This is a genomic window from Bradyrhizobium lupini (assembly GCF_040939785.1).
Classification (GTDB): Bacteria; Pseudomonadota; Alphaproteobacteria; order Rhizobiales; family Xanthobacteraceae; genus Bradyrhizobium; species Bradyrhizobium canariense_D.
The window spans coordinates 6,649,713-6,673,454 of the sequence record NZ_CP162553.1 but is presented as its reverse complement, the minus strand read 5'-3'; the positions used below and the strand labels follow the sequence as shown (position 1 = coordinate 6,673,454).

Genomic DNA, 23,742 nt, shown 5'->3' with positions numbered 1-23,742 from the left:
GTCTGCCGGCAGCTAGGTTGCTAGCGGGTGATGTTCAATCCCGCCAGCATTTCCTTCACCGCCGCCATTGCGGCTGCGAGCTTGTCCGCATCGCGCGAGCGCACCACCAGATTGGTGTTCGGCTTCTGCTCTTCATCCATGAAGGGATAGCTGCCGATGATGGTGTCGGGATGTTGGGCGGCAATCGCCCGCAGCGGGCTGCCGATGTCGCCTTCCCGCGCATTGGCGCGGACCGATTCAGAGAGCATGCGCACGCCCGATTTCAGCTTGGGCGAGACGATGTCCATCATCGCCTGCATGATCGAGGGCACGCCCGCCATCACGATGACATTGCCGATCTTGAAGCCGGGAGCGAGGATGGTCGCGCTCTGGATCAGCTCGGCACCATCAGGAATGCGGGCCATGCGCAGGCGGGCCTCGTTGAGGTCCTGCTCGCTCCAGCGCTCGCGGAAACGGGCGACCACCTCCGGGTGATGGTCGATGCCGACGCCGAACGCCTTGGCGACGCTATCAGCGGTGATGTCGTCATGGGTCGGCCCGATGCCACCTGTGGTGAAGACATAGGTGTAGCGATGCCGCAGTGCATCCAACGCGGCAATGATGTCGGACTCGTCGTCGGAGACGACCCGGACCTCCTTCAGGTCGATGCCGATATTGGTCAGGTATTCGGCGATGAAGCCGATGTTCTTGTCCTTGGTCCGGCCGGACAGGATTTCGTCCCCAATGACCAGAATACCCGCCGTGACGATCTCGCTCATACCTCAAGTCCCTCACCTATCGGCCCGACTTTGCCGAGGTAACGCGTTGAAGTCACGCGGTTTTGCTGCCGAAATAAGCAGTCCTCAGCCATTTTTTCAGGCAAGCCGCCGGCCATCCCCGGCAAATGTCCTCTCCCCATGCTTATCGCGCTGGCCCGGCCCTTGCTACCGCATGAAAGTCATGCACTCTTGCCGCATGGCCAGGACGTTGCGGTCTTCACCAGGGCCTCGCGACCTGTCGAATGGCGCAACGCCTTGCGGAGACAAGTCGGGATCTATGGCAGTCGCGTTTGATGAAATGAACATTCCCGGTGGGGACCTTCGCCCCGCCTATCAGGAGCTGGCGCGCTGGCTCAAGGAGACGCCTCCCGAGGCGCTCGAATATCGCCGCCAGGAGGCCGAGCTCCTCTTCCGCCGCATCGGCATTACCTTCGCGGTCTATGGCGACTCCGAGTCCACGGAGCGCCTGATCCCCTTCGATGTGATCCCGCGGATCATGTCCGGCAAGGAATGGTCACTGCTGGAGAAGGGCCTGAAGCAGCGCGTGCGCGCGCTCAACATGTTCCTGCGCGACATCTATCACGGGCGCGATATCCTCCGTGCCGAGATCGTGCCCGACGACCTCATCTTTCAGAACCCGGTCTTCCGTCCCGAGATGAACGGCCAGCAGGTGCCGCACGACGTCTACGTGCACATCGCCGGCATCGACATCGTCCGGGTCGATGCCGAGGACTTCATCGTGCTGGAGGACAATGCACGCACGCCCTCGGGCGTGTCCTACATGCTGGAAAACCGCGAGATCATGATGCGGCTGTTTCCGGACCTGTTCGCCCGCCACAGGGTGGCGCCGGTCGAACGCTATCCGGACGAGCTGCTATCCGCCTTGCGCTCGGTGGCGCCGCAAAGCGCCTCCGGCGAGCCGACCGTCGCGTTGCTCACGCCGGGCGTCTACAACTCGGCCTATTACGAGCACTCCTTCCTCGCCGACAAGCTCGGTATCGAGCTGGTCGAGGGCCGTGACCTCATCGTCAAGAACAACGAAGTGTTCATGCGGACGACCGAGGGCGTGAAACGGGTCGACGTGATCTACCGCCGCGTCGACGACGACTACCTCGATCCCCTCACCTTCCGCCCCGACTCCGCCCTCGGCGTGCCCGGGCTGATGTCGGCCTATGCGGCCGGCAACATCACGCTCGCCAACGCGGTCGGCACCGGCATCGCCGACGACAAGGCGATCTACTCCTACATGCCGGACATCGTAAAATTCTACCTCGGCGAGGAGCCGATCCTGAAGAACGTGCAGACCTGGCGCTGCCGCGAGCCGAAGGATCTCGCCTATGTGCTGGACCATCTGAGCGAGCTCGTCGTGAAGGAGGTGCACGGCTCCGGCGGCTACGGCATGCTGATCGGCCCTGCCGCGACCAAGGCGACGATTGAAGCCTTCCGCGAGAAGCTCAAACGCGAGCCCGAGGGCTTCATTGCGCAGCCGACGCTGGCGCTCTCGACCTGCCCGACCTGCACGGCATCCGGCCTTGCGCCCCGCCACGTCGACCTGCGGCCGTTCGTGCTCACCGGCAGCAAGAGCACCACGATCGTCCCCGGCGGGTTGACACGCGTTGCCCTGAAGGAAGGCTCCCTGGTGGTGAATTCGAGCCAGGGCGGCGGCACCAAAGATACCTGGATCCTGGACGAGTAGAGAGTGCTGTCGCGTACCGCCGAAAACCTCTATTGGCTCGCCCGCTACGTCGAACGGGCCGAATATCTCGCGCGCACCATCGATGCGACGCTGCGCGTCACCGCGCTTCCCGCCGCCTATATCGGCAAGACCAACGAATGGGACTCGGCGCTTTTGACCGCCGGCGTCGCCGCAAGCTTCTATCAGCAGTACGAAGAAGCCAACGAGCGCAACGTCGTCGATTATCTCTCGTTCTCGGCGGATAATCCGTCCTCGATCAGGAATTGCATCGAGGCCGCGCGGCTGAATTCGCGCTCGGTGCGCACAGCGCTGACGAGCGAGATGTGGGATACCATCAACTCGGCCTGGATCGAGTTGCAGGAGGTCTGGAGCAGAGGGACCTCCACGCGCGAGGATCTCGCAAAGTTCCTGCGCTTCGTGCAGGAGACCTCGCTGCGCTTCGACGGCTCGGCCTACCGGACCATGCTGCGCAACGACGCCTACTGGTTCTCGCGGATGGGCCTGCATCTCGAACGCGCCGACAACACTGCGCGCATTCTCGACGTGAAATACCATGTGCTGCTGCCCGAGGAGGAGCATGTCGGCGGCCCGCTCGATTTCTACCAATGGACCTCGATCCTGCGCTCGGTCTCGGCGCTGACGGCCTATCACTGGGTCTATCGCGAGACGCTGAAACCCTGGCTGATCGCGGACCTCTTGATCCTCAACGATTCGCTGCCGCGTTCACTGGCGAGCTGCTACGGCAACCTCGTGCGCAATCTCGATCAGATCGGGGTAGCCTATGGCCGCCAGGGTCCGGCCCAGCGCCATGCCCGCGGCATCCGCAACCGGCTGGAACACAGCAATATGAACGACATTTTCCAGCATGGCGTGCATGAATTCATTCAGGAATTCATCTTGGACAATTCCAGGCTGGGCGAAATCATCACGAAGCAGTATTTGATCTGATACTGCTGTCATTCCGGGGACGCCCGCAGGGCTAGCCCGGATCGATGACGCTACAACAACGGTCCACCATGCGCCTGCGAATCCTGCACACCACGACCTATCGCTACGAGCCGCAGGCCACGAGCGTGATCCAGATCCTGCGCATGACGCCCGGCAGCCATGACGGGCAATATGTGGCGGAGTGGCAGATCGACGTGTCGACCGACACCAAGCTCGACACGCACGAGGACGCGTTCGGCAACGTCACCCACGTGCTGTCCTGCGGACCGGTCGGCGACATCAAGATCACCGCCGAGGGCCTGATCGAGACCCACGACACCGGCGGCGTTCTGCGCGGCGCCGACGAGCGCTTTCCGGCCGGCATGTTCTTGCGGGCCACCGACCTTACCACGGTCAATCCCGCGATGAATGCGGTCGCGCGCCAGCTGCGCAGCGAGGCCGAGAGCGACACGCTGGGCTTCCTGCACACGCTGATGACGCAAATCAGCGATCACATGACCTTCGACGAGGACCCGACCAACAGCGGCACGTCGGCGGCGGAAGCGTTCACGCTCAAGCGCGGCGTCTGCCAGGACTACGCGCACATCTTCATCGCCTGCGCCCGCAGCGGCGGCGTGCCGGCGCGCTTCGTCTCCGGCCACTTCCTGCGCTCCGACGGCACGGTGCATCAGGACGCGGGCCATGCCTGGGCGGAGGCCTATGTCGACGGTCTCGGCTGGGTCGGCTTCGATCCCGCCAACAGCATCTGCGCCACGGACGCCCACGTCCGGGTCGCGATCGGGCTCGATTATCTCGGCGCCGCCCCCGTGCGCGGCACCCGCTATGGCGGCGGCGCGGAGACGCTGTCGGTGGCGGTCAAGGTCGAGCAGGCCGGCCGCGGCGGCCAGTCGCAATCGCAGTCCCAGCGGCAGAGCTGAACCGCGCCCCGCGCGCCCCTCACCCATGGTCGGTTTCCACCCTGCCGCCCCGCGGCAATCGGGGGTTGGAGCGGCCCTTGAAATTGGCTAGTAATCCGCGCAAACGCGTTCGGGGACAGGAAATGACCTATTGTTGCGGAATTCTAGTTCGGGACGGTCTGGTGATGATCGCCGACACCCGCACCAATGCCGGCCTCGACAACGTCTCGACCTTCCGCAAGCTCCACATCTTCTCCAAGCCCGGCGACCGCATTATGGCGATTGCCAGCGCCGGCAACCTCGCCATCAGCCAGTCGGTGCTCTCGACGCTGACCGAGGGCCTCGAAGACCCCGACACCGGTGAGATCGAGACGCTGATGAACGCGCCGACCATGTTCCAGGCCGCCCAGCGCATTGGCCGGGCGATCCGGGCCGTGCACGCGACCGAGGGCCCCGCACTGAGGTCTGAGGACGTATCGTTCGACGTGTCCTTCCTGTTCGGGGGCCAGATCAACGGCGCGCGCATGCGCCTGTTCATGGTCTACACCGCCGGCAATTTCATCGAATGCACCACCGACACACCCTATCTGCAGATCGGCGAGCACAAATACGGCAAGCCGGTGCTCGACCGCGCCATGCATTACGACGTCGAACTCTACGAGGCGCTGAAGACCGGGCTGATCTCGATGGATTCGACCATGCGCTCGAATCTCGGCGTCGGCCTGCCGATCGACGTTCTGGTGGTGCGCGCCGACGCCTGCGAGGCCGACCTCAACCACCGCATCGAGGCGGGCGAGCCCTATTTCCACGATTTGCGCTCGCGCTGGTCGGCGGCCTTGCGCGCCGCGCATCAGAACATTCCGCGGCCGCCCTACAAGAACGAAAAAGAATCCAAAACTTGACAGATCAAGAGAAAAGGCAGGAAACGATGAGTGAAGCGAAAAAGATCGCAGTGGTGACGGGCGCCGGCACTGGAGTCGGGCGCGCGGCGTCGCTGGCGCTGATGAACATAGGCTTCACCGTGGTGCTGGTCGGGCGCCGGCCGGACATGCTCGAGGAGACGGCCAAGCTCGGCCCCGCGGGAAAAAGCCTCTGCGTCACCGCCGACATGACCAAGCCGGACTCGATTGCGGCACTGTTCGACAAGGTGAAGGCCACCTATGGCCGGCTCGACGTGCTCTTCAACAATGCCGGCATGGGCGCACCGCCGGTGAATTTCGAGGATCTCAGCCTCGAGCAGTGGCAGGCGGTGGTGAACACCAATCTCACCGGCCCGTTCCTGTGCACCCAGCACGCCTTCCGCATCATGAAGGACCAGAGCCCGCGCGGCGGCCGCATCATCAACAACGGCTCGATCTCGGCGCATGCGCCGCGGCCGTTCTCGGCGGCCTATACCTCGACCAAGCACGCCATCACCGGCCTCACCAAGGCCTCCAACCTCGACGGCCGCATGTACGACATCGCGGTCGGCCAGGTCGACATCGGCAACGCCGCAACGCCCATGACCGACCGCATGGTCAACGGCCCCGGCGTGCTGCAGCCCGACGGCACGTCGAAGCAGGAACCGCGCATGGATGCGAAGGCGGTCGGCGATGCCGTCGCCTACATGGCCGGCCTGCCCCTCGATGCCAACGTGCTGACCATGACCGTCATGGCAACCAAGATGCCGTTCGTGGGACGGGGCTGAATCAGAAAACGCGAAAACAACCCCATGCACAGTAGGCGGCATGGGGTTGCAGCCTCGCTCCGCAAGCGGACGTGAAGTCGGCTAAATCTCCGCACTGCTTCAACAATCGTCATTGCGAGCGCAGCGAAGCAATCCAGACTACCACCGCGGCAAGATTCTGGATTGCTTCGTCGCGCCAGCGCAAAATTACTTCACAATTTTGTCGCGGGCTCCTCGCAATGACGGGGAGAGAGCGAGCTCCTACTCCAAACTCTCCACCCGGCGCAGACTCGGAAACAGCTTCATCCACAACAGCGCCACCGCAACCGTGCAGACGCCGCCCAGCACGGCTGCCGGCATCGCGCCGAACAGTGCGGCAGCCACCCCGCTCTCGAACTGGCCGAGTTGGTTGGAGGCGTTGATGAAGAGGAAGTTCACCGCACCGACCCGGCCACGCATCTCGTCGGGCGTCGCGAGCTGCACCAGCGAGAAGCGGATCACGACGCTGATCGTATCGGCCGCGCCGAGAACGGCGAGCGCGAGCACCGAGAGCCACATCCAGGACGACAGCGCGAACACGATCGTTGCGACGCCGAACACGATCACTGCCTGAAACATGCGCGGGCCCACATGCCGCGAAATGGCGTGACGGGCCAGCACCATGGTCATCAGCAGCGCGCCGACCGCGGGCGCGGCGCGCAGGATCCCGAGCCCCATCGGACCGGTCTGGAGGATATCTCGGGCATAGATCGGCAGAAGCGCGGTGACGCCGCCGAACAGGACCGCGAACAGATCGAGCGAGATAGTGCCGAGGATCGCGGGATTGCCGCGGATGAAGCGGACGCCGGCGAAGATATTGTCGGCGCCCGCCATGTCCTTGGCGATCGCCTGCGGGCGCGGCCGGATGAAGCCGGTCAGGATCATCCCGAAGATCCAGAACAGCACCATGACCGCGTAGGCGAGATGCGGCGCAACCGCGTAGGCAAAACCGCCTAGCGCCGGACCGGTAATGGTCGCGACCTGCGCCGCACCGCTGGAGACGGCGGTGGCGCGCTGGAGCGAGCCCTGCGGCGCGATCGCCGGCAGCAGCGCCGCGGTGGTCGGGCTCTCAAACGCGCCGGCAATGCCGAGCACGAAGGTGGCCACGAAAATCTGAACTTCGCTGACCAAGCCGAGATAGGTGATGACGCCGAGATAGAGCGCGGTCGCTGCTTCCACGAGTTGGCAGAGCTGGACCACGCGCTTGCGCTCGTAGCGGTCGGCGGCATGGCCGGCGATGAACACCAGCAGCGCCGTGGGCAGGAATTGCACGAGGCCGACCATGCCGAGATCGAAGGCCGAGCCGGTGAGATCGTAGATCTGCCAGCCGATCGCGACCGCCGCAATCTGGCTGGAGAAACGCGACAGGCTGCGCGAGAGCAGAAAGAACAGAAAGGCGCGATGGGAGAGGAGCGCGCGGGCACTGACCGGCGGGTTTCCCGATATGGGCTGGTCTGGCATCGCCTCTTCGGTCACGCTCGGGCTATCCGGCTCCTGATGTCGACGTGCTCCGCGTGGCTGACGCGGACCTGCTTGTCAACAGCGAGACGCTTCGACAATCTCCCGGCATTGCGTTTGCAACGCAGGGGTGGCCATAATCATCGGGGTTTGGGGACATCATGCTGCGGCTGCAATCGGCACTCGGCGTTTTCGCATTGCTGTTGATCGCCTTGGTCCTGAGCGAGAATCGCCGCGCGGCCTCGCTGCGCCAGGCGGCGATCGGCCTCGTCGCCACCTTCGTCACCGCGATTGTTCTCCTGAAGGTGCCCGTCGTCGCGCGCGCGTTCGGTGCCATCAACGACGCGGTGGGCGCGATCTCGGCGGCCTCGCGCGCCGGCTCCTCCTTCGTGTTCGGCTATGTCGGCGGCGGTCCCCTGCCCTTCGACCTGAAAGCACCGGGTGCCGATTTCGTCCTGGCGTTCCAGGCGCTGCCGATCGTGCTGATCATGAGCGTGCTGACGACGCTCTTGTTCTATTGGCGCGTGCTGCCGCCGGTCGTGCGCGGCATGGCCTGGCTGCTGGAGCGGACGCTCGGCGTCGGCGGCGCGGTCGGACTCTCGACCGCCGCCAACATCTTTCTCGGCATGGTCGAGGCGCCGCTGTTCGTGCGGCCTTATCTCGCGCAAATGACCCGCAGCGAGTTGTTCCTGGTGATGACCGGCGGCATGGCCGGCATCGCCGGCACGGTGCTGGTGCTGTATGCGACGCTCCTTGCTCCCCTCATTCCCGACGCAGCCGCCCATTTCGTCATCGCCTCGGTGCTGGGTGCCCCGGCCGCGATCCTGGTCAGCCTCATCATGGTGCCGGAGACATCCGACAAGCGCACCGGCGGCGCGCTGGAGGCTCCCGAGATGGAGGTCTCCAGCACGATGGACGCGATCGTGAAAGGGACGGGCGCGGGGATCGAGCTGCTGATCAACATCGTCGCCATGCTGCTGGTGCTGGTGGCGCTGGTCTATCTCGTCAATGCGATCCTCGGCCTGCTGCCTGATGTCGGCGGCGCTGCGATCTCGTTGCAGCGCCTGCTCGGCCTCGTGATGGCGCCGGTGTGCTGGCTCATGGGATTGCCGTGGGACCAGGCGATCACCGCCGGCAGCCTGATGGGCACGAAAACCGTGCTGAACGAGCTGATCGCCTATGTCGACTTCTCGAAGCTGCCGCCCGGCACGCTCGATCCGCGCTCGCGCCTGATCATGCTCTATGCGATGTGCGGCTTCGCCAATTTCGCCAGCCTCGGCATCATGATCGGCGGTCTCGGCGTGATGGCGCCGGAACGGCGCGAGGAAATCAATGCGCTCGGGCTGAAGTCGATCGTGTCGGGAACGCTGACGACGTGTCTGATGGGAGCAGTGGTGGGGGTGTTGACGTGAAGCTTGTGTGAGGCTGGCGCCCTCGCAGCTCCGATGGGGCGCAGCGCAATCGCGACAATCCTTCCATGTTAATCTCTTCAGGAGATTCGGCTGGAATTGATTCATGAGCAACAGCGCAGGCCAGCGGGCATTTCAAAATGCCCGGCTGCAGAAACGGCAAAAAGCCGAGCTAGGGCCGTTGCTCGCGCGCGCCCTCCAGCTGCACAAGGCGGGACTTGTCCCTGAGGCCAAGACGGCCTATCGCGAACTCCTGGAGCTTGCGCCCGACCAATTCATCGCGCTGCATTTGCTGGGCGCTTTGGAGTCTGAAGCCAAAAACTATCGGCAGGCGCAAATTTTGCTGAGCCGAGCGGTGGCCTTGGATCCGCGATCTGCCGAAGCCCATATGAGCCTGGGCGTCGCGCTCAACGGGCTGAAACGTCACAATGAGGCCCGCGAGAGCTATCGGAAGGCCCTCGCCCTTCGACCCAACTACGCCTTGGCCCTGTCCAATCTCGGCAACGCAAGCGCGGCCCTTGAACTTTATCAGGAAGCGCTCGAGAGCTACGACAAGGCGCTCGCAATCGACGGAAGACTTTCCGAAGCCCATAACGGCCGGGGTTGGGCGCTCTGCCGTGTGCGCGCCTATGACGAAGCGATCGCAAGCTTAAACCGCGCGCTATCGATCAAGCCTGACTACGCCTCGGCGCTGTCGACCCGCGCCGTTGCATTGCGGGAGCTTCAGCGATTTGACGAAGCCATGGCGGATTGCAATCGCGCAATCGCCCTCGCACCCGACGACGCGAATGGATGGCTCTGGCGGGCCAGTATCTTGCTCCTGACCCGGCAAGTTGCCGAAGCATTGTCCGATTGCGAGAAGGCTCTCGCGGCCGATCCCGGCTTCTCTCAGGCCCACAGCCTGCTCGGCCAATGTCTCGCGGCACTTGGCCGGGTCGACGAAGCCCTCGCCAGTTTCGACAGAGCTCTCGACATCGAGCCTGATCAGAGCACGATCTCCAGCAAGATATTCACCCTCGATTTCATGGCCGACGCCAGCGTTGCGCAGCATCAGCAAGCGCGACATGTATGGTGGGAGCAGATCGGTGCGAAGATCGCCTCAGCAGCGGCGGGATCGCATGAGAACAGCCGCGATCCGGATCGCCGTCTGGTGCTGGGTTATGTCTCGTCGGATTTTCACACACATTCAGCGGCGTTCATTTTCAAGCCGGTCCTGCAGCACCATGATCGGGCACAGTTCGAGATCGTGTGCTACGCTTGTTCACCGAAAACGGATGCGACGACCAGCGAATTTCAGGGGATCGCCGATCGCTGGCGCGACGCCTCGCAATGGTCCGACGATCGCCTCGCCGCTCAGATCCGCGCCGACGGCGTCGATATCCTGATCGATCTGTCCGGCCACACCAGCGGAAACCGCCTCGGTGTGTTTGCGCGCAAACCGGCACCTATTCAGGCGCATGGCTGGGGCCATGGTACCGGGACCGGGTTGCCAACCATCGATTATCTATTCTCGGACCCGGTCGCGATTCCTGCCGCGGTTCGGCATCTGTTTGCGGAGACCATCGTTGACCTGCCGTGCTTTGTGACGCTGGCGCCGCTGCCACCCGGGATTGCGCGGGCGCCGACGCCGGCGCTCGCGAACGGCTTCATCACATTCGGTGTCTTCAACCGCATCAGCAAGATTTCGAACGAGGCGGTGGAAGTCTGGTCTAGGATTCTCGAGCGGGTGCCGGGTTCGCGACTGCTGATCAAGGATACTGCACTGGACGCTCAGCTGGTCCGCGACAATCTGCTGGCGCGGTTTGCCGCTTGCCAGTTGCCGGCCGAATGCGTCGATCTGCTCGGAGCCACGTCGCGAGACGAACATCTGGTAACGTTCAATCGCGTCGATATTGGCCTCGACCCATTCCCGCAGAATGGCGGCGTCAGCACGTGGGAAGCCTTGCAGATGGGCGTGCCGGTGGTGGCGAAGCTCGGTCACAGCCTGCCGAGCCGTGCTGCCGGCTCCATCCTCACCGCGCTGGGCCTGCCGGAGTGGGTCGCGGACAGCGATGAGGCCTATGTCGAAATCGCAGCGAGCCGTGGGTTGCAGATCGGCGAGCTCGATAAGTTGCGCGGCGAACTGCCCGGACAGATCAGGGCTGCCGCCGCCGGCAACCCAATCTCATACGTGCAAGCGGTGGACGATGCCTATCGCGCGATGTGGAAACGCTATTGCAACGACGGCGGCTGATCTCCGCCTCGCCTACGCCTTAAACTCCACGGTCCTGAACTCCGCCGGCAGGATCACCTCCAGCAGTTCGACGTCGTCCGAATAGTCCAGGATCATGTGCTTGATCTTCGGCGGCTGGGTCCAGGCGCTACCTTCTTTCATCAGCGTCTCGCCCTCTCCGTCCATATAGGTCTTCACCCAGCCCTTGAGCACGTAGACCATCTGGAATTCGACGTCGTGAAAGTGCAGCTTCGACACTTCGTCCGGATTGCAGGGGCCTTGCAGCCGGATCACGTGCGCCTGCGCGAGGCCGTGGCTGGCGGCGGCGATGCCGAGGTCGCGATATTTCGCGTAGGTACGCAGACCGTCGGCTTTGAAGTCTTCCTCGCGGTGATGGCTGATCGCAATGCGCTGCTTGGGCCGCGCCGGTTTCTTGGCGGATGACTTTGCCGTTGTCGTGGGGGCTTTTGCCTTCACCGCCGTGCGCGCCGTGGATCGTGCTGCGGGTTTGGCCCCGCTACGCCTCTTCACCGCGGCTTGCGATGCGCTGCGCGATTTTGCTTTCTTGGCCACGGGCGGCCTCCCCTGTTGTTATGGGGAGAGGCTAGCACAGAATGCGAAATCGCAGGGCGGGTTAGCGCTAACGTACCCACCACTTCTTTGCGCAAGCGTTGAAGCATGGGGGGTTACACTGACGCTAACCCACCCTACAGCTCCGCCCTTCAATGCAGCCGGAATACTCCGTCCACCGCGCGCAACTCGGCCGGCTTGATCAGCTTGGAATGCGCCACTGTCACCGAGTGAAGCGGTCCGTCGAGCTTTTCCTGCCAGAACGCCAGAAAATCCTTCAGCGCCGGAAATTTCGGAAACATGTCGTAGTCCTGCCAGACGTAAGTCTGGAGCAGCGAGGGATGATCCGGCATCCGGTAGAGAATCTGCGCCGTCGTCATTCCGTAACCCAGCAGCTGTTTCCGGAAATCGTCCGAAACGGCTCCACTCCGCAAGCCCATGCCAACCTCCTTTGCAGGAGCGCATTCAAGGAGTGGCTTTCCGGTGCGCCTTAAGAGCCACCCGCTGCTGATGCGCTCACATAAGAGAAATGTGACGCAAACTGACAATCCATCTCAAGCCCAAAAGTTTAACAAGCTGTTGAAATTCAATGCGTTAGCAGCAGATCTAGCTCCGTGCTAATACTGCGCCGAGCGCGATTAACGATGGAAAGAGATTTTGGCAGGCGGCGCCTCCGAGTGCTATTTTTCTGCTACAAGCCCTTGCTCCCGCCAAAATCCTGCCTTATCTCAGTTGTGCCTGCGCTGGCACTCGCCGGCGTAGACTGCTAACAACCCAAAATTCCCAAATCGTGCAAAAGCTTAGGAGAACTGCATGAATTTCCGTCCGCTTCACGACCGCGTCGTGGTCAAGCGCATCGACGCAGAAGAGAAGACCGCTGGCGGCATCATCATTCCCGACACGGCGAAGGAAAAGCCCTCGCAGGGCGAGATCGTCGCCGTCGGCCCGGGTGGCCGCGACGAAGCTGGCAAGCTGATCCCGATCGACCTGAAGGTCGGCGACCGCGTGCTGTTCGGTAAGTGGTCCGGCACCGAGGTCAAGATCGACAACGTCGACCTGCTGATCATGAAGGAAAGCGACATCATGGGCGTCCTCGACGTCCCCGCTTCCAAGAAGAAGGCGGCCTAAGAGCCCCTCTCTTATCCAGTTAAACACCTAAGGAAAAAATCCAGATGCCAGCTAAAGAAGTCAAATTCTCGGTCGATGCGCGCGACAAGATGCTTCGCGGCGTCGACATTCTCGCCAACGCGGTGAAGGTCACGCTCGGTCCGAAGGGCCGCAACGTCGTGCTCGACAAGTCGTTCGGCGCTCCCCGCATCACCAAGGACGGCGTCACCGTCGCCAAGGAGATCGAGCTCGAGGACAAGTTCGAGAACATGGGCGCGCAGATGGTGCGCGAAGTCGCCTCCAAGTCCGCTGACGCGGCCGGCGACGGCACCACCACCGCGACCGTGCTGGCCCAGGCGATCGTGCGCGAAGGCGCCAAGTCGGTTGCCGCCGGCATGAACCCGATGGATCTGAAGCGCGGTATCGATCTCGCGGTCGAAGCCGTCGTTGCGGACCTCGTCAAGAACTCCAAGAAGGTGACCTCGAACGACGAGATCGCCCAGGTCGGCACCATCTCGGCCAACGGCGACGCGGAGATCGGCAAGTTCCTCGCCGACGCCATGAAGAAGGTCGGCAACGAGGGTGTCATCACCGTCGAGGAAGCCAAGTCGCTCGAGACCGAGCTCGACGTCGTCGAGGGCATGCAGTTCGACCGCGGCTACATCTCGCCCTACTTCGTCACCAACGCCGACAAGATGCGCGTTGAGATGGACGACGCCTACATCCTCATCAACGAGAAGAAGCTCTCCTCGCTGAACGAGCTGCTGCCGCTGCTCGAGGCAGTGGTGCAGACCGGCAAGCCGCTGGTCATCGTCGCCGAGGACGTCGAAGGCGAAGCGCTTGCCACCCTGGTCGTGAACCGTCTCCGTGGCGGCCTGAAGGTCGCGGCCGTCAAGGCTCCGGGCTTCGGCGATCGCCGCAAGGCCATGCTGCAGGACATCGCGATCCTGACCGGTGGCCAGGCGATCTCGGAAGATCTCGGCATCAAGCTCGAGAACGTCACGCTCAACATGCTCGGTCGCGCCAAGAAGGTGATGATCGACAAGGAGAACACCACGATCGTCAACGGCGCCGGCAAGAAGGCCGACATCGAAGCGCGCGTGTCGCAGATCAAGGCGCAGATCGAGGAAACCACCTCGGACTACGACCGTGAGAAGCTCCAGGAGCGTCTTGCCAAGCTCGCAGGCGGCGTCGCGGTGATCCGCGTCGGCGGCGCGACCGAGGTCGAGGTGAAGGAGCGCAAGGATCGCGTTGATGACGCGATGCATGCGACCCGCGCGGCGGTCGAGGAAGGCATCGTCCCGGGCGGCGGCGTCGCCCTGCTCCGTGCCTCCGAGCAGCTCAAGGGCCTGCGCACCAAGAACGACGACCAGAAGACCGGCGTCGAGATCGTGCGCAAGGCGCTCTCCGCGCCCGCTCGCCAGATCGCGATCAACGCCGGTGAAGATGGCTCCGTGATCGTCGGCAAGGTCCTCGAGAACAAGTCGTACGCCTACGGCTTCGACTCCCAGACCGGCGAATATGTTGACCTCGTCAAGAAGGGCATCATCGACCCGACCAAGGTGGTCCGTACCGCGATCCAGAACGCAGCCTCGGTTGCGGCGCTCTTGATCACCACGGAAGCCATGGTCGCCGAGCTGCCCAAGAAGGGCGGCTCCGGTCCGGCGATGCCCCCGGGCGGCGGCATGGGCGGCATGGATTTCTGATCCAGCCATTCCGGCAAACGACAAAATGCGGAACCCCGGCAGCGATGCCGGGGTTTTGTTTTTCTTCGGTGGTCCCATCCCGGAGCAGCGCGGAGCCCGGAATGACAGTGGGGCTTCACCACACCTTCCCCAGCCGCTCCATGTGTGGTTCGCCGTGCTGGTCGAGCGACCAGAATATCCGCGTCACCTTGCCGACCAGATTGTCCATCGGCACGAATCCGATCGACGACATCACGCGGCTGTCACTCGAGTTGTCGCGATTGTCGCCGAGCACGAAGAAATGGCCCGGCGGCACGGTGTAGACGTCGGTGTTGTCGTAGTAGCCGTTGTCGACACAGTCCTGCGTCACGTAGGACGCGCCGTTCGGCAGCGTCTCGCGCCAGCGCTTGGCCTTCGCACCATCATCCACGCCGCAGGTGGAGCCGGCGAATGCCTGCTTCAGAGCGACGCGCGTCACGGGGCGGTCGTTGAGGATGAGTTGGCCCTGCCGCATCTGGATGCGATCACCGGGCAGCCCGACCACGCGCTTGACATAGTCGACCGAGGTGTCCTTTGGCGTCCGGAACACGACGACGTCACCATACTCGGGATCGGTGGCCCGGACACGCCCGGAGATCCACGACGGCGCGAAGGGAAACGAATAACGGCCATAGCCATAGGCATATTTTGCAGCAAAGACGTAGTCGCCGACGACCAGCGTCGGCGTCATCGAGCCGGACGGGATGTTGAACGGCTGAAACAGGAAGATGCGAAACAGGAACGGCGGCGACCACAGCACCGGAATCAGGAGGATCAGGATGACGATCGCCTTCCATTCCCGCGCTTTGGCCTGCGGGTGGATGGTTTCCTGAAGAGTGGTCATGCGCCTGCCCTGATCAAGCCCGTAGTCGTCGCGAGATTACGCAACCCTCGCGCGTACGCAATCCCATAACTTGGTCGCGCGCGCGCGGATCGCGTTCACGGGTCGCAATCAACCGCGCGTGAGATCGCTGAAGCAGCGGCGGATCCATTCGATGGTGAGCCGCGTCGCCGGATCGCGCTTGAGATGGTTCTGCACCAGCAGCCAGACGTCGCGGCGCCCAGGCAGCAGCGTGGCGCGCAGGCGGCGATCGCCGAGTAAGTCCGCGCAGACGTGCTCCGGCAACACGCCGGCGGCCTGATGCGCGCGGATCAGGTTACGGATGACGCGAACGTTGTCGGTAACGCAGCGCGCGTGGGCTTGCTTCATACGCAGGAATTGCATCTCGGGAATGGCACCGAGTTCGTCCGGATAGGCGCACAGCACCGGCTCGCCTTCGGTCGTGACAGGCTCAAAATAATAGAGCTTGACGTCACCGAGCCTGGAGATCGCGAAGTCGCCCTTGTCGGGCTTGCGCAGCCGGATAGCGAGATCGGCTTCCCAGCGCGAGAACTTGACGTTCTCGCTCGAGGTGAGGAATTGCAGCGTCAGGCCGGAATTGGCGCGCAGGAAGTCGCTCGCGCGCGGCGACAGAACCTCCTCGGCAACCGTGTTGGTGGAGGCGATACGCAGGCGTCCCACCGGGCCTGCAAGACTCTCGCCGACGCGACCGATCTCGGCGGCATGTGCGGCCATCGCCTCGACATGCGCCAGCACCGCCTCGCAACTCCGCGTCGGCCGGCGCTGGCCGTCCACCGCATCGAACAGCGGCACGCCGAGATCGCGCTGGATGCGCGCGAGCCTGCGGCCGACGGTGGTCTCGTCGATGCGCAGCCGCGCGCTGGCGCCGGCATAGGTGCCCTCGTCCCTGACCGCGGCGATGATGCGCAGATCGTCCCAGTTCATGGCGATGAGCCTAGCAGGCACGACGGGCTCCTGCAAATTTGCAGCCATATGCTGCAATAGTCCTGCACATTGGCAGGCCGCCGCCGCGCTACTGTGGCGCCATCCGATATGCCTTAGGAAGGCCCGACCCGCATGACCGCCCCAAAAACCCTGCTTGAATTGTCCGGCGCCGATCTCACTCCGCCCAGGCTCGCCGATTCCTGCCTCGTGCTAATCGACATCCAGAACGAATATTGCGCCGGGCCGCTCGCCTTGCCGGACGCGGAGCCCGCAATCGCCGCCGCCGCGCGCCTGCTCGCCCGCGCGAGGGCGAGCGGCGCTGCGATCTTCCATATCGCGCACAAGGGACGTGCCGGCAGCCTGTTCGACCGCGAGGCCGCGCGCGGCGCGATCGTCAGGAACGTGGCGCCGCTCGCCAGCGAAGCCGTGATCGAAAAAGCGCTGCCGAACGCTTTTGCCGGCACCGACCTGCAAGTCCGGCTGGCCGCAACCGGACGCACGAACATCGTGCTGGCCGGTTTCATGACCCATATGTGCATCAGCTCGACCACCCGCGCCGCGCTCGACCTCGGCCTGCGCACGACGATCGCAGCCGATGCCTGCGCCACACGCGATCTTCCCGACGGCCGCGGCGGAGCGCTCTCCGCAAGGATCATCCACGAGGTCGCCCTGGCCGAATTGTCGGACCGGTTTGCGATCATCGCACAAACCGAGACGTTGACCTGAAGGAGCGTAGGCGATGCTGCAACTCTATTTCTCACCGATGGCCTGCTCGCTTGCGAGCCGCATCGCGCTGATGGAAGCGGGCATCGAGGCCCGCTATCATCCGGTCCATCTCCAGACCAAGCAGGTCGTGGACGACGGCAGCGATTTCCTCGGCGTTTCCCCAAAGGGCGCGGTGCCGGTCCTGGTGCTGGAAAATGGCGAACGGCTGACCGAAAGCGCCGCGGTGCTGCAATACATCGCCGACCTAAAGCCGCAGGCGGGCCTTGCACCCGCCTTCGGAAATCCCGACCGGTATCGGCTCCAGGAATGGCTCAGTTTCGTCGGGGCCGAGATCCACAAGGCGTTCCTGTTTCCAACCTTCTGGTACAAGGACGACGCCTCGCTCGCCAAGCCGCGTGCAAGAATAGCGCAGACATTATCGATGCCTGCCGCGCATCTGACGGACCGCGAATTCCTCGTCGGCGACAGCTTCACCGTCGCGGATGCCCATCTCACCTGGGCTTTGCTGTTGCTCCGTCCCGCGGGAATCGACGTCGCGCAATGGCCATCGTTGTCGGCCTATCTCGCGCGCATGCAGGCGCGACCGGCCGTGCGGGACGCGATTGCGACCGAAATGGCCGTCCGCAAGACGATGGCGGCGAGCCCGGCGTGACAGGATGTCACGGCCGGGAAATCTGAGCGGTGCTCCGGCAGGGCATTGATGTCGGCGCGGCATGCGCTAATCTGGAGGGATATTTTTCGACATTTCCTTGGAAGGCATTCATGCGTGCTCTTTCCAGATTTTGCCCGGCCGGACTTTGCCTTGCCCTCCTGGCCTGCTGGCTTTCCGTTGCGCCGGCATCGGCGGAAACCCGCGTCGCCCTGGTGATCGGCAATGGCGCCTATGCCAGTACGGCGCAGCTTCCCAACCCGTCGCACGATGCCGAAGACGTCGCCGCCTCGCTCAAGCGCAGCGGCTTCGAGGTGCTCCAGGGCATTGACCTGCGCCAAGCTGACATGCAGGACCTCACCATCCGCTTCGCGCGCGCCGCGAGCAAAGCCGACGTCGCCATGTTCTACTACAGCGGCCATGCGATGCAGTACAACGGCGTGAACTATCTGATGCCTGTCGATGCCGTGCTGAGCGACGAAGCCGATTTGAAGCGCTTCGTGCGGGTGGACGACATCGTGAACGACCTGCAGCAGGCCAAGAACCTGCGCATCCTCATCCTCGATTCCTGCCGCGACAATCCGCTGGCCGAAACCTTGAAACGCTCCGCCGGCATGACGCGCGGCGCCTCGATCGGGCGGGGCCTGTCGAAAGTCGAAGCACCGCGCGGCACGATCGTGTCGTTCTCAACCCAGTCCGGGCAGACGGCGGCCGATGGCAGCGGCCGCAACAGCCCCTATACGACGGCGTTCCTGAAGCACATCGAGGAGCCGCAGGAGATCGGCGAAGTCTTTCGCGACATCAGCAGCGACGTCTACGATTCCAGCGGCAAGACCCAACTCCCGGAGCTGTCGCTGTCGATCATCGGCAAGTTCTACCTGAACGGACCGGTGTCGGTCACGGTGGCGCCGGCGGCGCCACAAGCCGCGCCCCGGGCTGACCCTTGCGCAGCAGCAGAAGCACACTGGAAGGCTGCCGACGGCATCGGCACGCTGGGCGCTTTCGAGGATCACCTCGCGAGATTCCCGAATTGCATCTTCGCCACGCTCGCCAAAGCTCGGATCGAGGGGCTGAAGCAGAAGGTGGCGCTCGCGCCGTCAGGCAACGGCCGGAGCGGCGGAAGCAAGGATTTTGACGGCAGCTGGGACGTGACGTTGAACTGCTTGGCCACCGGCAAGGCGCAGGGCTTCACCAGACCTCTGGTCGCCACCGTCACGAACGGCGTGCTTCATGCCGAGGCGCAGGGTCCGGGCAACAACATCAACCGGCTCGAGATCGACGGCCAGATCCCGGCGGACGGCAAGACCACCTTGAGCGCGCGCGGCACGACGGGAGCGAGCGCGTACACGCTGAACAATCTCGCGCCCGGCTCGCCCTACGCCTTTACCGTCGATGCGCAGTTCGATCGCACCCGCGGCACCGGCAAGCGCAACGAGGCGCGGGCCTGCAATCTGGTTTTCGTCAAACGCTAGCTGCGCATCCCCGGCCGGTCACACGCCCGTCTGGCTGATGAACTTGGTGTTGAAATAACCCTCCATCGCCTCGGTGCCGCCCTCCGAGCCGTAGCCGGAATCCTTGATGCCGCCGAACGGCACTTCGGGCAGCGCCAGACCAAAACTGTTGATCGACATCATGCCGGCTTCGACTGCCGAACCGATCGCAGCCGCCGTCTTTGCCGAGCTTGTGAAGGCGTAGGACGCCAGCCCGAACGGCAAGCGGTTGGCCTCCTCGACCACCTCGTCGAACGACGAGAAGCGTGAAATCAGCGCGAGCGGGCCGAACGGCTCCTCGTTCATGGCGCGCGCATCCTTCGGCACGTCGCTCACTACGGTCGGCTCGAAGAAATGGCCCTTGTTGCCGACGCGTTTGCCGCCGGTCTCGAGCTTTGCACCCTTGCCGACGGCATCCTGCACCATGTCCTCAATGGCGGTGACGCGGCGCGGATTCGCGAGCGAACCCATTTTGGAGTCGGGATCGAGGCCGTTGCCGACCTTGAAGGCCTTGGCGCTGTCGACAAAGGTGTCGACGAATTCACGGAACACGTCATCCTGCACCAGCATCCGCGTCGGCGAGATGCACACCTGCCCGGCATTGCGATATTTTGCCGCCGCCAGAATTTTCGCGGCCGATGCGACGTCGGCGTCCTTGAAAACGATCGCCGGCGCATGACCGCCGAGCTCCATGGTGGCACGCTTCATGTGCAGGCCCGCGAGCGCATTGAGCTGCTTGCCGACATGGGTCGAGCCCGTGAACGAGATCTTGCGGATCACCGGATGCGGAATGAGATATTCCGAGATCTCCGAGGGAATACCGTATACAAGGTTGATGACGCCATCGGGCACGCCAGCGTCCGCAAACGCGCGGATCAGCTGTGCGGGCGAGGCCGGCGTCTCCTCCGGGGCCTTGACGATGATCGAGCAGCCGGCGCCGAGTGCGGCGGAGAGCTTGCGCACGACCTGATTGATCGGAAAGTTCCAGGGCGTGAACGCCGCAACCGGGCCGACCGGCTCCTTGATCGCGAGCTGGTAGATGCCCGGCCCACGCGCAGGGATCAGGCGGCCATAGGCGCGTTTGGCTTCCTCCGCAAACCACTCGATCACGTCGGCGGCAGCCATCACCTCCATCTTGGCCTCGCCAAGAGTCTTGCCCTGTTCCATCGTGAGCAGCGGCGCGATCTCGTCATTGCGCTCGCGCATGATCGCGGCCGCCTTGCGCATGATGCGGCAGCGCTCGAAGGGAGCAACGTTTCGCCAGATCTTGAAGCCGGCGCTGGCTGCGGCGAGTGCCTCGTCGAGGTCGGACCGTCCGGCATGGGCGACGGTGCCGATCACCTCTTCAGTCGCGGGATTGCGGACCTCGATCACCTTGCCCGAATGGGCCGGTCGCCATTTGCCGCCAATGAAAAGCTGGGTGTTCGAATAGGCCAACGGATTCTCCTGTGGTCGCTTTTTCTGCGCTAGGTCGGGATGGGAGTGGCTCGGTGACAAATCGCGTCCGCCGCCTTTGTCATCTCCGGCCCAAGATAGGAGCGGAAGCGTGGCTCGGCGACCAGAGCGCCGAAATCGGCCATGCGTGTCACCCCACCGCCGGCCACAAAGAGGAATCGCCCGGCGATCTCGGCAAGGATGTCGAGGTGCCAGGCCGCCGTCGGATGCATGCAGAGCACGACCAGCCGACCCTCGTCGCGCAGCTTGCGGAAGAAATCGAGCATGAAGCCGATATAGCCATCCTGCAGGTTGAACTGCGGTTCGTCGAACAGGTGAACCAGCGGCGTCCGGGTTGGCGACGGCGCCAGGAAGGCGGACGGAATGCGCTTCCGGAAGCGCCTGACCTGATAGGATTGGTGATAGTGGATCGCGAGCCGGTCGCGCTCGCGATATTTGACACCATGGATATCGGTGCCCGCGACCAGCACGCGCCCGGAGGTCGGGGCGTTCGAGCCCGTCATCATCTCGAACAAGGTCGTCTTGCCGGCGCCATTCGGGCCGACGACACCGACGATATCAGGTTCGTCCAGCGACAGGTTTGCCTGTAGCGTGAATGTCGGTCGGCGGATCACGCGGCCCCGTGTATAGACCTTTCGAACGTCGTCGAGAACGAGCAGCGGTGCGGCCACTTATTGTACTCCCAGCAAGCGCTGACGAAGCCCGCGGTCATCGCGCAAGGCCGCGGCCTCCCCGGTCCAGACGATCCGGCCGCGATCGATCACCGCGGCATGGTCTGCGACCGACAGCGCGATCTCGGCGTTCTGCTCCACGACCAGTGAGGCAATACCCTCATCCTTCATGCGCAGGATCGTCGCAAGCACGTCGCCGACGATTTTCGGCGCCAGTCCCTGGCTCGGCTCGTCGAACAGCACCAGTCCCGGCGAGCCGACCAGCGCGCGGGCGATCGCCACCATCTGCATTTCGCCGCCCGACAGGTTTTCGCAGTCGCGCTCCATGAGATATTCGAGCGGTGAGAAGATCGCAGCGGCCTCCTTGACGCTCCAGTGGCGAAAGCGCGTGCGCTTTTGCGCGATCGACAGGTTGCGCGCAACCGTCAATGTCGGACACAGCCGGCGGTCGTCGGGTACCCAGCCGATGCCGGCGCGCGCAATCTCGTGGGTCGGATCGCGCGTGACGTCGTGACCGTCGAAACAAACGGAGCCGCGGCGCGGACGCGTCAGCCCCAGAATCGAGCGGAGCATGGTCGTCTTGCCGGCGCCGTTAGGGCCGAGCAGCGCAAACACCTTGGCGTGCTCGATGGCAAGCGAGGCGCCGAACAGCGCCTGGGTCTCGCCGTAAAAGGTATCGACCGCGTCCACTTCGAGGATCATGCGAACTTCCCGAGATTGGAGCGCCGCACCCATTCGTTCTGCTGCAGTTCGTGTGGCGTTCCGCGCGCCACCACCTGGCCCCAATGGATGACCGAGATCCGGTCAGCCAACGAGAACAGGAACTCCATATCGTGCTCGATCGCGACGATGGTCAGCCGCCCCTTCAGGCGAGCAATCAGGGCTGCGAGCCGGTGCACCCCGTCGGAGCCGAGGCCGGAGGTCGGCTCGTCCAGGCACACCACCCGGGGCGCCTGCGCCAGGGCGACCGCGATCTCCAGCGCGCGCCGGTCGCCATAGGACAGGTCCTTGGCGCGGATGTCGCCTTTGTCGGCAAGCCCGACTGCCGCCAGCGATTCAGAGGCCTTCGCGGCAAGCCGGCTGTCGCCCGCCGCTGCGCGCGCGACATCGTGGCCACGGGCGCGAAACTCGGGCAAGCCCATCATGACGTTGTCACGCGCGGAGAATTCGTCGAACAGTGTCATGATCTGAAACGAGCGGGCGATGCCCTTGGCGGCGATGCGGTGCGGGCTGAGGCCCGTGACATCCTCGCCGGCGAGCAGGACTCGACCACGATTCGGTTTCACCCGGCCGGTGAGGACATTGAAGAACGTGGTTTTGCCGGCACCGTTCGGGCCCATCACACCGTGAAACTCGCCCTCCGCGACCGCGAGATCGACGCTCTCCAGCACGACGCGGTCGCCGAAGCGGACATGAACGGCCGCGGCTTCGATCATGTTCATCGCCCGCTCCCGAACAGCAGCCGCATCGCCGAGGTACCGCGCTGCCGTAAGGCGCCGAGTGAGTGCTGCTGCACGGCAGCGGATATCGCGCCGGCAATGCCTTCGGGGCGAAACAGCACGATGGCGATGAAGAGCAGACCAAAATAGAGCATCCAGGCATTGGTCAGCGCACCGATCACGTCTCGGGCGGTGAGGAAGAGAAATACGCCAATCACCGGACCCCAGAAGCTGACGAGGCCACCGCCGACGAGCGTCATCATCACGACGTAGCCGGATTGATGCAGGCTCATGACGTCGGGGAATGCGGCGAGCTGCGCCATGGCGAACAATCCGCCGGCAAACCCCGAGACGGCGGCCGACAGCGCAAAGATCGCGACTTTGTAGAGCCACACATTATAGCCGAGATGGCTCGCGCGAACTTCGCTCTGCCTGATCGCAGCGACCACGCGGCCATAGGGCGAGTGCACCAGCCTCCACAATGCGGCGGTGCCGACCGCAAAGACGGCGAGCACGAAATAGTAGAACGCGACATTGTCGTTGAGATCGAACGACACAAGCCCGAAATCGGCCGGCAACCGTTTGATCTTGAGAAGGCCGTCTTCGCCGCCGGTGATCCGGTGCGATTTTATCGCCAACGTCCAGAAGATCTGGCCGAAGGCAATCGTCATGAAGGCATAATAGATGCCGCGCCTGTGCGAGATGAACAGCGCCACCAGCACGCCGGCGAGACCTGCCGCCGCGGCCGCGGCAATCAGGCATATCCAGAGATTGGCGACGATGTCGAACTGACAGAGACCGAACGCGTAGGCGCCGATGCCGAAATAGGCACCATGACCGAACGACGGAAGTCCGGCGGTGCCCAGCACCAGGTTGAATGCGAGCGCATAGAGCGACCAGATCAGGATCTCGATCCCGAGATAGGAATAGAGCCCGATCCGCGTGATCCAGAGCGGCACCGTTGCAAGCACGAGCCAGAGCACCAGCATCGTCGGCGTCACGAGGCGCGCAGCGTCCGGTGAAGATTTTGGTCCCACAATCAT

Annotated in this window: 23 protein-coding genes; 12 read left to right on the top strand and 11 right to left on the bottom strand. The window is 63.8% G+C overall.

Features of this window, described 5'->3' with window-relative positions:
* Positions 1-20 precede the first annotated feature (20 nt).
* A complete protein-coding gene (locus tag AB3L03_RS31795) occupies positions 21-758 on the bottom strand; it encodes a molybdopterin-binding protein (RefSeq protein WP_018455305.1) in 738 nt (245 codons plus the stop codon).
* 277 nt (positions 759-1,035) lie between these two features.
* Between AB3L03_RS31795 and AB3L03_RS31790 the strand changes: the two genes are divergently transcribed.
* The 5 genes from AB3L03_RS31790 to AB3L03_RS31770 all read left to right on the top strand — a co-directional run bounded on the left by AB3L03_RS31790 (position 1,036) and on the right by AB3L03_RS31770 (position 5,985).
* Positions 1,036-2,454: a circularly permuted type 2 ATP-grasp protein gene (locus AB3L03_RS31790; RefSeq protein WP_027518749.1), complete on the top strand. Its 1,419-nt coding sequence runs from the start codon at positions 1,036-1,038 to the stop codon at positions 2,452-2,454.
* Between the two features lie 3 nt (positions 2,455-2,457).
* A complete protein-coding gene (locus AB3L03_RS31785) occupies positions 2,458-3,402 on the top strand; it encodes an alpha-E domain-containing protein (RefSeq protein ID WP_018455303.1) in 945 nt (314 codons plus the stop codon).
* A gap of 68 nt (positions 3,403-3,470) precedes the next feature.
* Positions 3,471-4,319 carry a transglutaminase family protein gene (locus AB3L03_RS31780; RefSeq protein WP_007611900.1) on the top strand — a complete coding sequence of 283 codons (849 nt, stop codon included), beginning with the start codon at positions 3,471-3,473 and terminating at the stop codon, positions 4,317-4,319.
* Positions 4,320-4,441: 122 nt separating this feature from the next.
* On the top strand, positions 4,442-5,200 hold the full coding sequence (locus AB3L03_RS31775) for a proteasome-type protease (protein WP_026232918.1): 759 nt from the start codon (positions 4,442-4,444) through the stop codon (positions 5,198-5,200).
* A gap of 26 nt (positions 5,201-5,226) precedes the next feature.
* On the top strand, positions 5,227-5,985 hold the full coding sequence (locus AB3L03_RS31770) for an SDR family oxidoreductase (protein WP_085361712.1): 759 nt from the start codon (positions 5,227-5,229) through the stop codon (positions 5,983-5,985).
* A 240-nt stretch (positions 5,986-6,225) separates the two neighbouring features.
* On the opposite strand, the gene AB3L03_RS31765 is transcribed toward AB3L03_RS31770, so the two are convergent.
* Positions 6,226-7,464 carry an MFS transporter gene (locus AB3L03_RS31765; protein ID WP_368507675.1) on the bottom strand — a complete coding sequence of 413 codons (1,239 nt, stop codon included), beginning with the start codon at positions 7,462-7,464 and terminating at the stop codon, positions 6,226-6,228.
* A gap of 158 nt (positions 7,465-7,622) precedes the next feature.
* On the opposite strand from AB3L03_RS31765, the gene AB3L03_RS31760 reads away from it, so the two are divergent.
* Together AB3L03_RS31760 and AB3L03_RS31755 are read left to right on the top strand one after the other, a co-directional pair.
* Positions 7,623-8,873 (top strand): NupC/NupG family nucleoside CNT transporter, encoded by a 1,251-nt coding sequence (locus tag AB3L03_RS31760; RefSeq protein WP_368507674.1) that lies wholly within the window; start codon positions 7,623-7,625, stop codon positions 8,871-8,873.
* Between the two features lie 103 nt (positions 8,874-8,976).
* On the top strand, positions 8,977-11,103 hold the full coding sequence (locus tag AB3L03_RS31755; RefSeq protein ID WP_368507673.1) for a tetratricopeptide repeat protein: 2,127 nt from the start codon (positions 8,977-8,979) through the stop codon (positions 11,101-11,103).
* Between the two features lie 12 nt (positions 11,104-11,115).
* On the opposite strand, the gene AB3L03_RS31750 is transcribed toward AB3L03_RS31755, so the two are convergent.
* Entirely contained in the window at positions 11,116-11,655 is a 540-nt protein-coding gene (locus tag AB3L03_RS31750; RefSeq protein WP_085351092.1) for a cupin domain-containing protein, read from the bottom strand.
* A 149-nt stretch (positions 11,656-11,804) separates the two neighbouring features.
* Positions 11,805-12,092, bottom strand: coding sequence for an usg protein (locus AB3L03_RS31745; protein ID WP_007611911.1), 288 nt, complete (start codon positions 12,090-12,092; stop codon positions 11,805-11,807).
* 373 nt (positions 12,093-12,465) lie between these two features.
* On the opposite strand from AB3L03_RS31745, the gene AB3L03_RS31740 reads away from it, so the two are divergent.
* Together AB3L03_RS31740 and groL are read left to right on the top strand one after the other, a co-directional pair.
* A complete protein-coding gene (locus tag AB3L03_RS31740) occupies positions 12,466-12,780 on the top strand; it encodes a co-chaperone GroES (protein WP_007611913.1) in 315 nt (104 codons plus the stop codon).
* Positions 12,781-12,824: 44 nt separating this feature from the next.
* Positions 12,825-14,465: a chaperonin GroEL gene (gene groL / locus AB3L03_RS31735; protein WP_368507672.1), complete on the top strand. Its 1,641-nt coding sequence runs from the start codon at positions 12,825-12,827 to the stop codon at positions 14,463-14,465.
* A gap of 115 nt (positions 14,466-14,580) precedes the next feature.
* Here groL and lepB read toward each other — a convergent pair whose 3' ends face one another.
* Positions 14,581-15,327, bottom strand: a complete 747-nt coding sequence (gene lepB, locus AB3L03_RS31730; protein ID WP_018455622.1) for a signal peptidase I — start codon at positions 15,325-15,327, stop codon at positions 14,581-14,583.
* 108 nt (positions 15,328-15,435) lie between these two features.
* Positions 15,436-16,269 carry a LysR family transcriptional regulator gene (locus tag AB3L03_RS31725; RefSeq protein ID WP_368509098.1) on the bottom strand — a complete coding sequence of 278 codons (834 nt, stop codon included), beginning with the start codon at positions 16,267-16,269 and terminating at the stop codon, positions 15,436-15,438.
* 132 nt (positions 16,270-16,401) lie between these two features.
* Here AB3L03_RS31725 and AB3L03_RS31720 point away from each other — a divergent pair, with 132 nt between their 5' ends.
* The 3 genes from AB3L03_RS31720 to AB3L03_RS31710 all read left to right on the top strand — a co-directional run bounded on the left by AB3L03_RS31720 (position 16,402) and on the right by AB3L03_RS31710 (position 19,116).
* Positions 16,402-16,995, top strand: coding sequence for a cysteine hydrolase family protein (locus AB3L03_RS31720; protein WP_018455620.1), 594 nt, complete (start codon positions 16,402-16,404; stop codon positions 16,993-16,995).
* Between the two features lie 13 nt (positions 16,996-17,008).
* Complete coding sequence (locus tag AB3L03_RS31715) at positions 17,009-17,647, top strand: glutathione binding-like protein (RefSeq protein ID WP_085361708.1); 639 nt, start codon at positions 17,009-17,011, stop codon at positions 17,645-17,647.
* Positions 17,648-17,757: 110 nt separating this feature from the next.
* Positions 17,758-19,116 (top strand): caspase family protein, encoded by a 1,359-nt coding sequence (locus AB3L03_RS31710; protein WP_204511619.1) that lies wholly within the window; start codon positions 17,758-17,760, stop codon positions 19,114-19,116.
* 18 nt (positions 19,117-19,134) lie between these two features.
* On the opposite strand, the gene AB3L03_RS31705 is transcribed toward AB3L03_RS31710, so the two are convergent.
* From AB3L03_RS31705 to AB3L03_RS31685, 5 genes are read right to left on the bottom strand one after another with little or no spacing between them, the layout of a single operon-like run.
* Positions 19,135-20,571, bottom strand: a complete 1,437-nt coding sequence (locus tag AB3L03_RS31705; protein ID WP_368507671.1) for an NAD-dependent succinate-semialdehyde dehydrogenase — start codon at positions 20,569-20,571, stop codon at positions 19,135-19,137.
* Between the two features lie 29 nt (positions 20,572-20,600).
* Positions 20,601-21,260: an ATP-binding cassette domain-containing protein gene (locus AB3L03_RS31700; protein WP_085351085.1), complete on the bottom strand. Its 660-nt coding sequence runs from the start codon at positions 21,258-21,260 to the stop codon at positions 20,601-20,603.
* Complete coding sequence (locus tag AB3L03_RS31695) at positions 21,261-21,962, bottom strand: ABC transporter ATP-binding protein (RefSeq protein ID WP_247297324.1); 702 nt, start codon at positions 21,960-21,962, stop codon at positions 21,261-21,263.
* Complete coding sequence (locus AB3L03_RS31690; RefSeq protein WP_247297322.1) at positions 21,959-22,702, bottom strand: ABC transporter ATP-binding protein; 744 nt, start codon at positions 22,700-22,702, stop codon at positions 21,959-21,961. Before AB3L03_RS31690 ends, AB3L03_RS31695 begins: the two co-directional genes overlap by 4 nt.
* A complete protein-coding gene (locus tag AB3L03_RS31685) occupies positions 22,699-23,742 on the bottom strand; it encodes a branched-chain amino acid ABC transporter permease (protein WP_368507670.1) in 1,044 nt (347 codons plus the stop codon). Before AB3L03_RS31685 ends, AB3L03_RS31690 begins: the two co-directional genes overlap by 4 nt.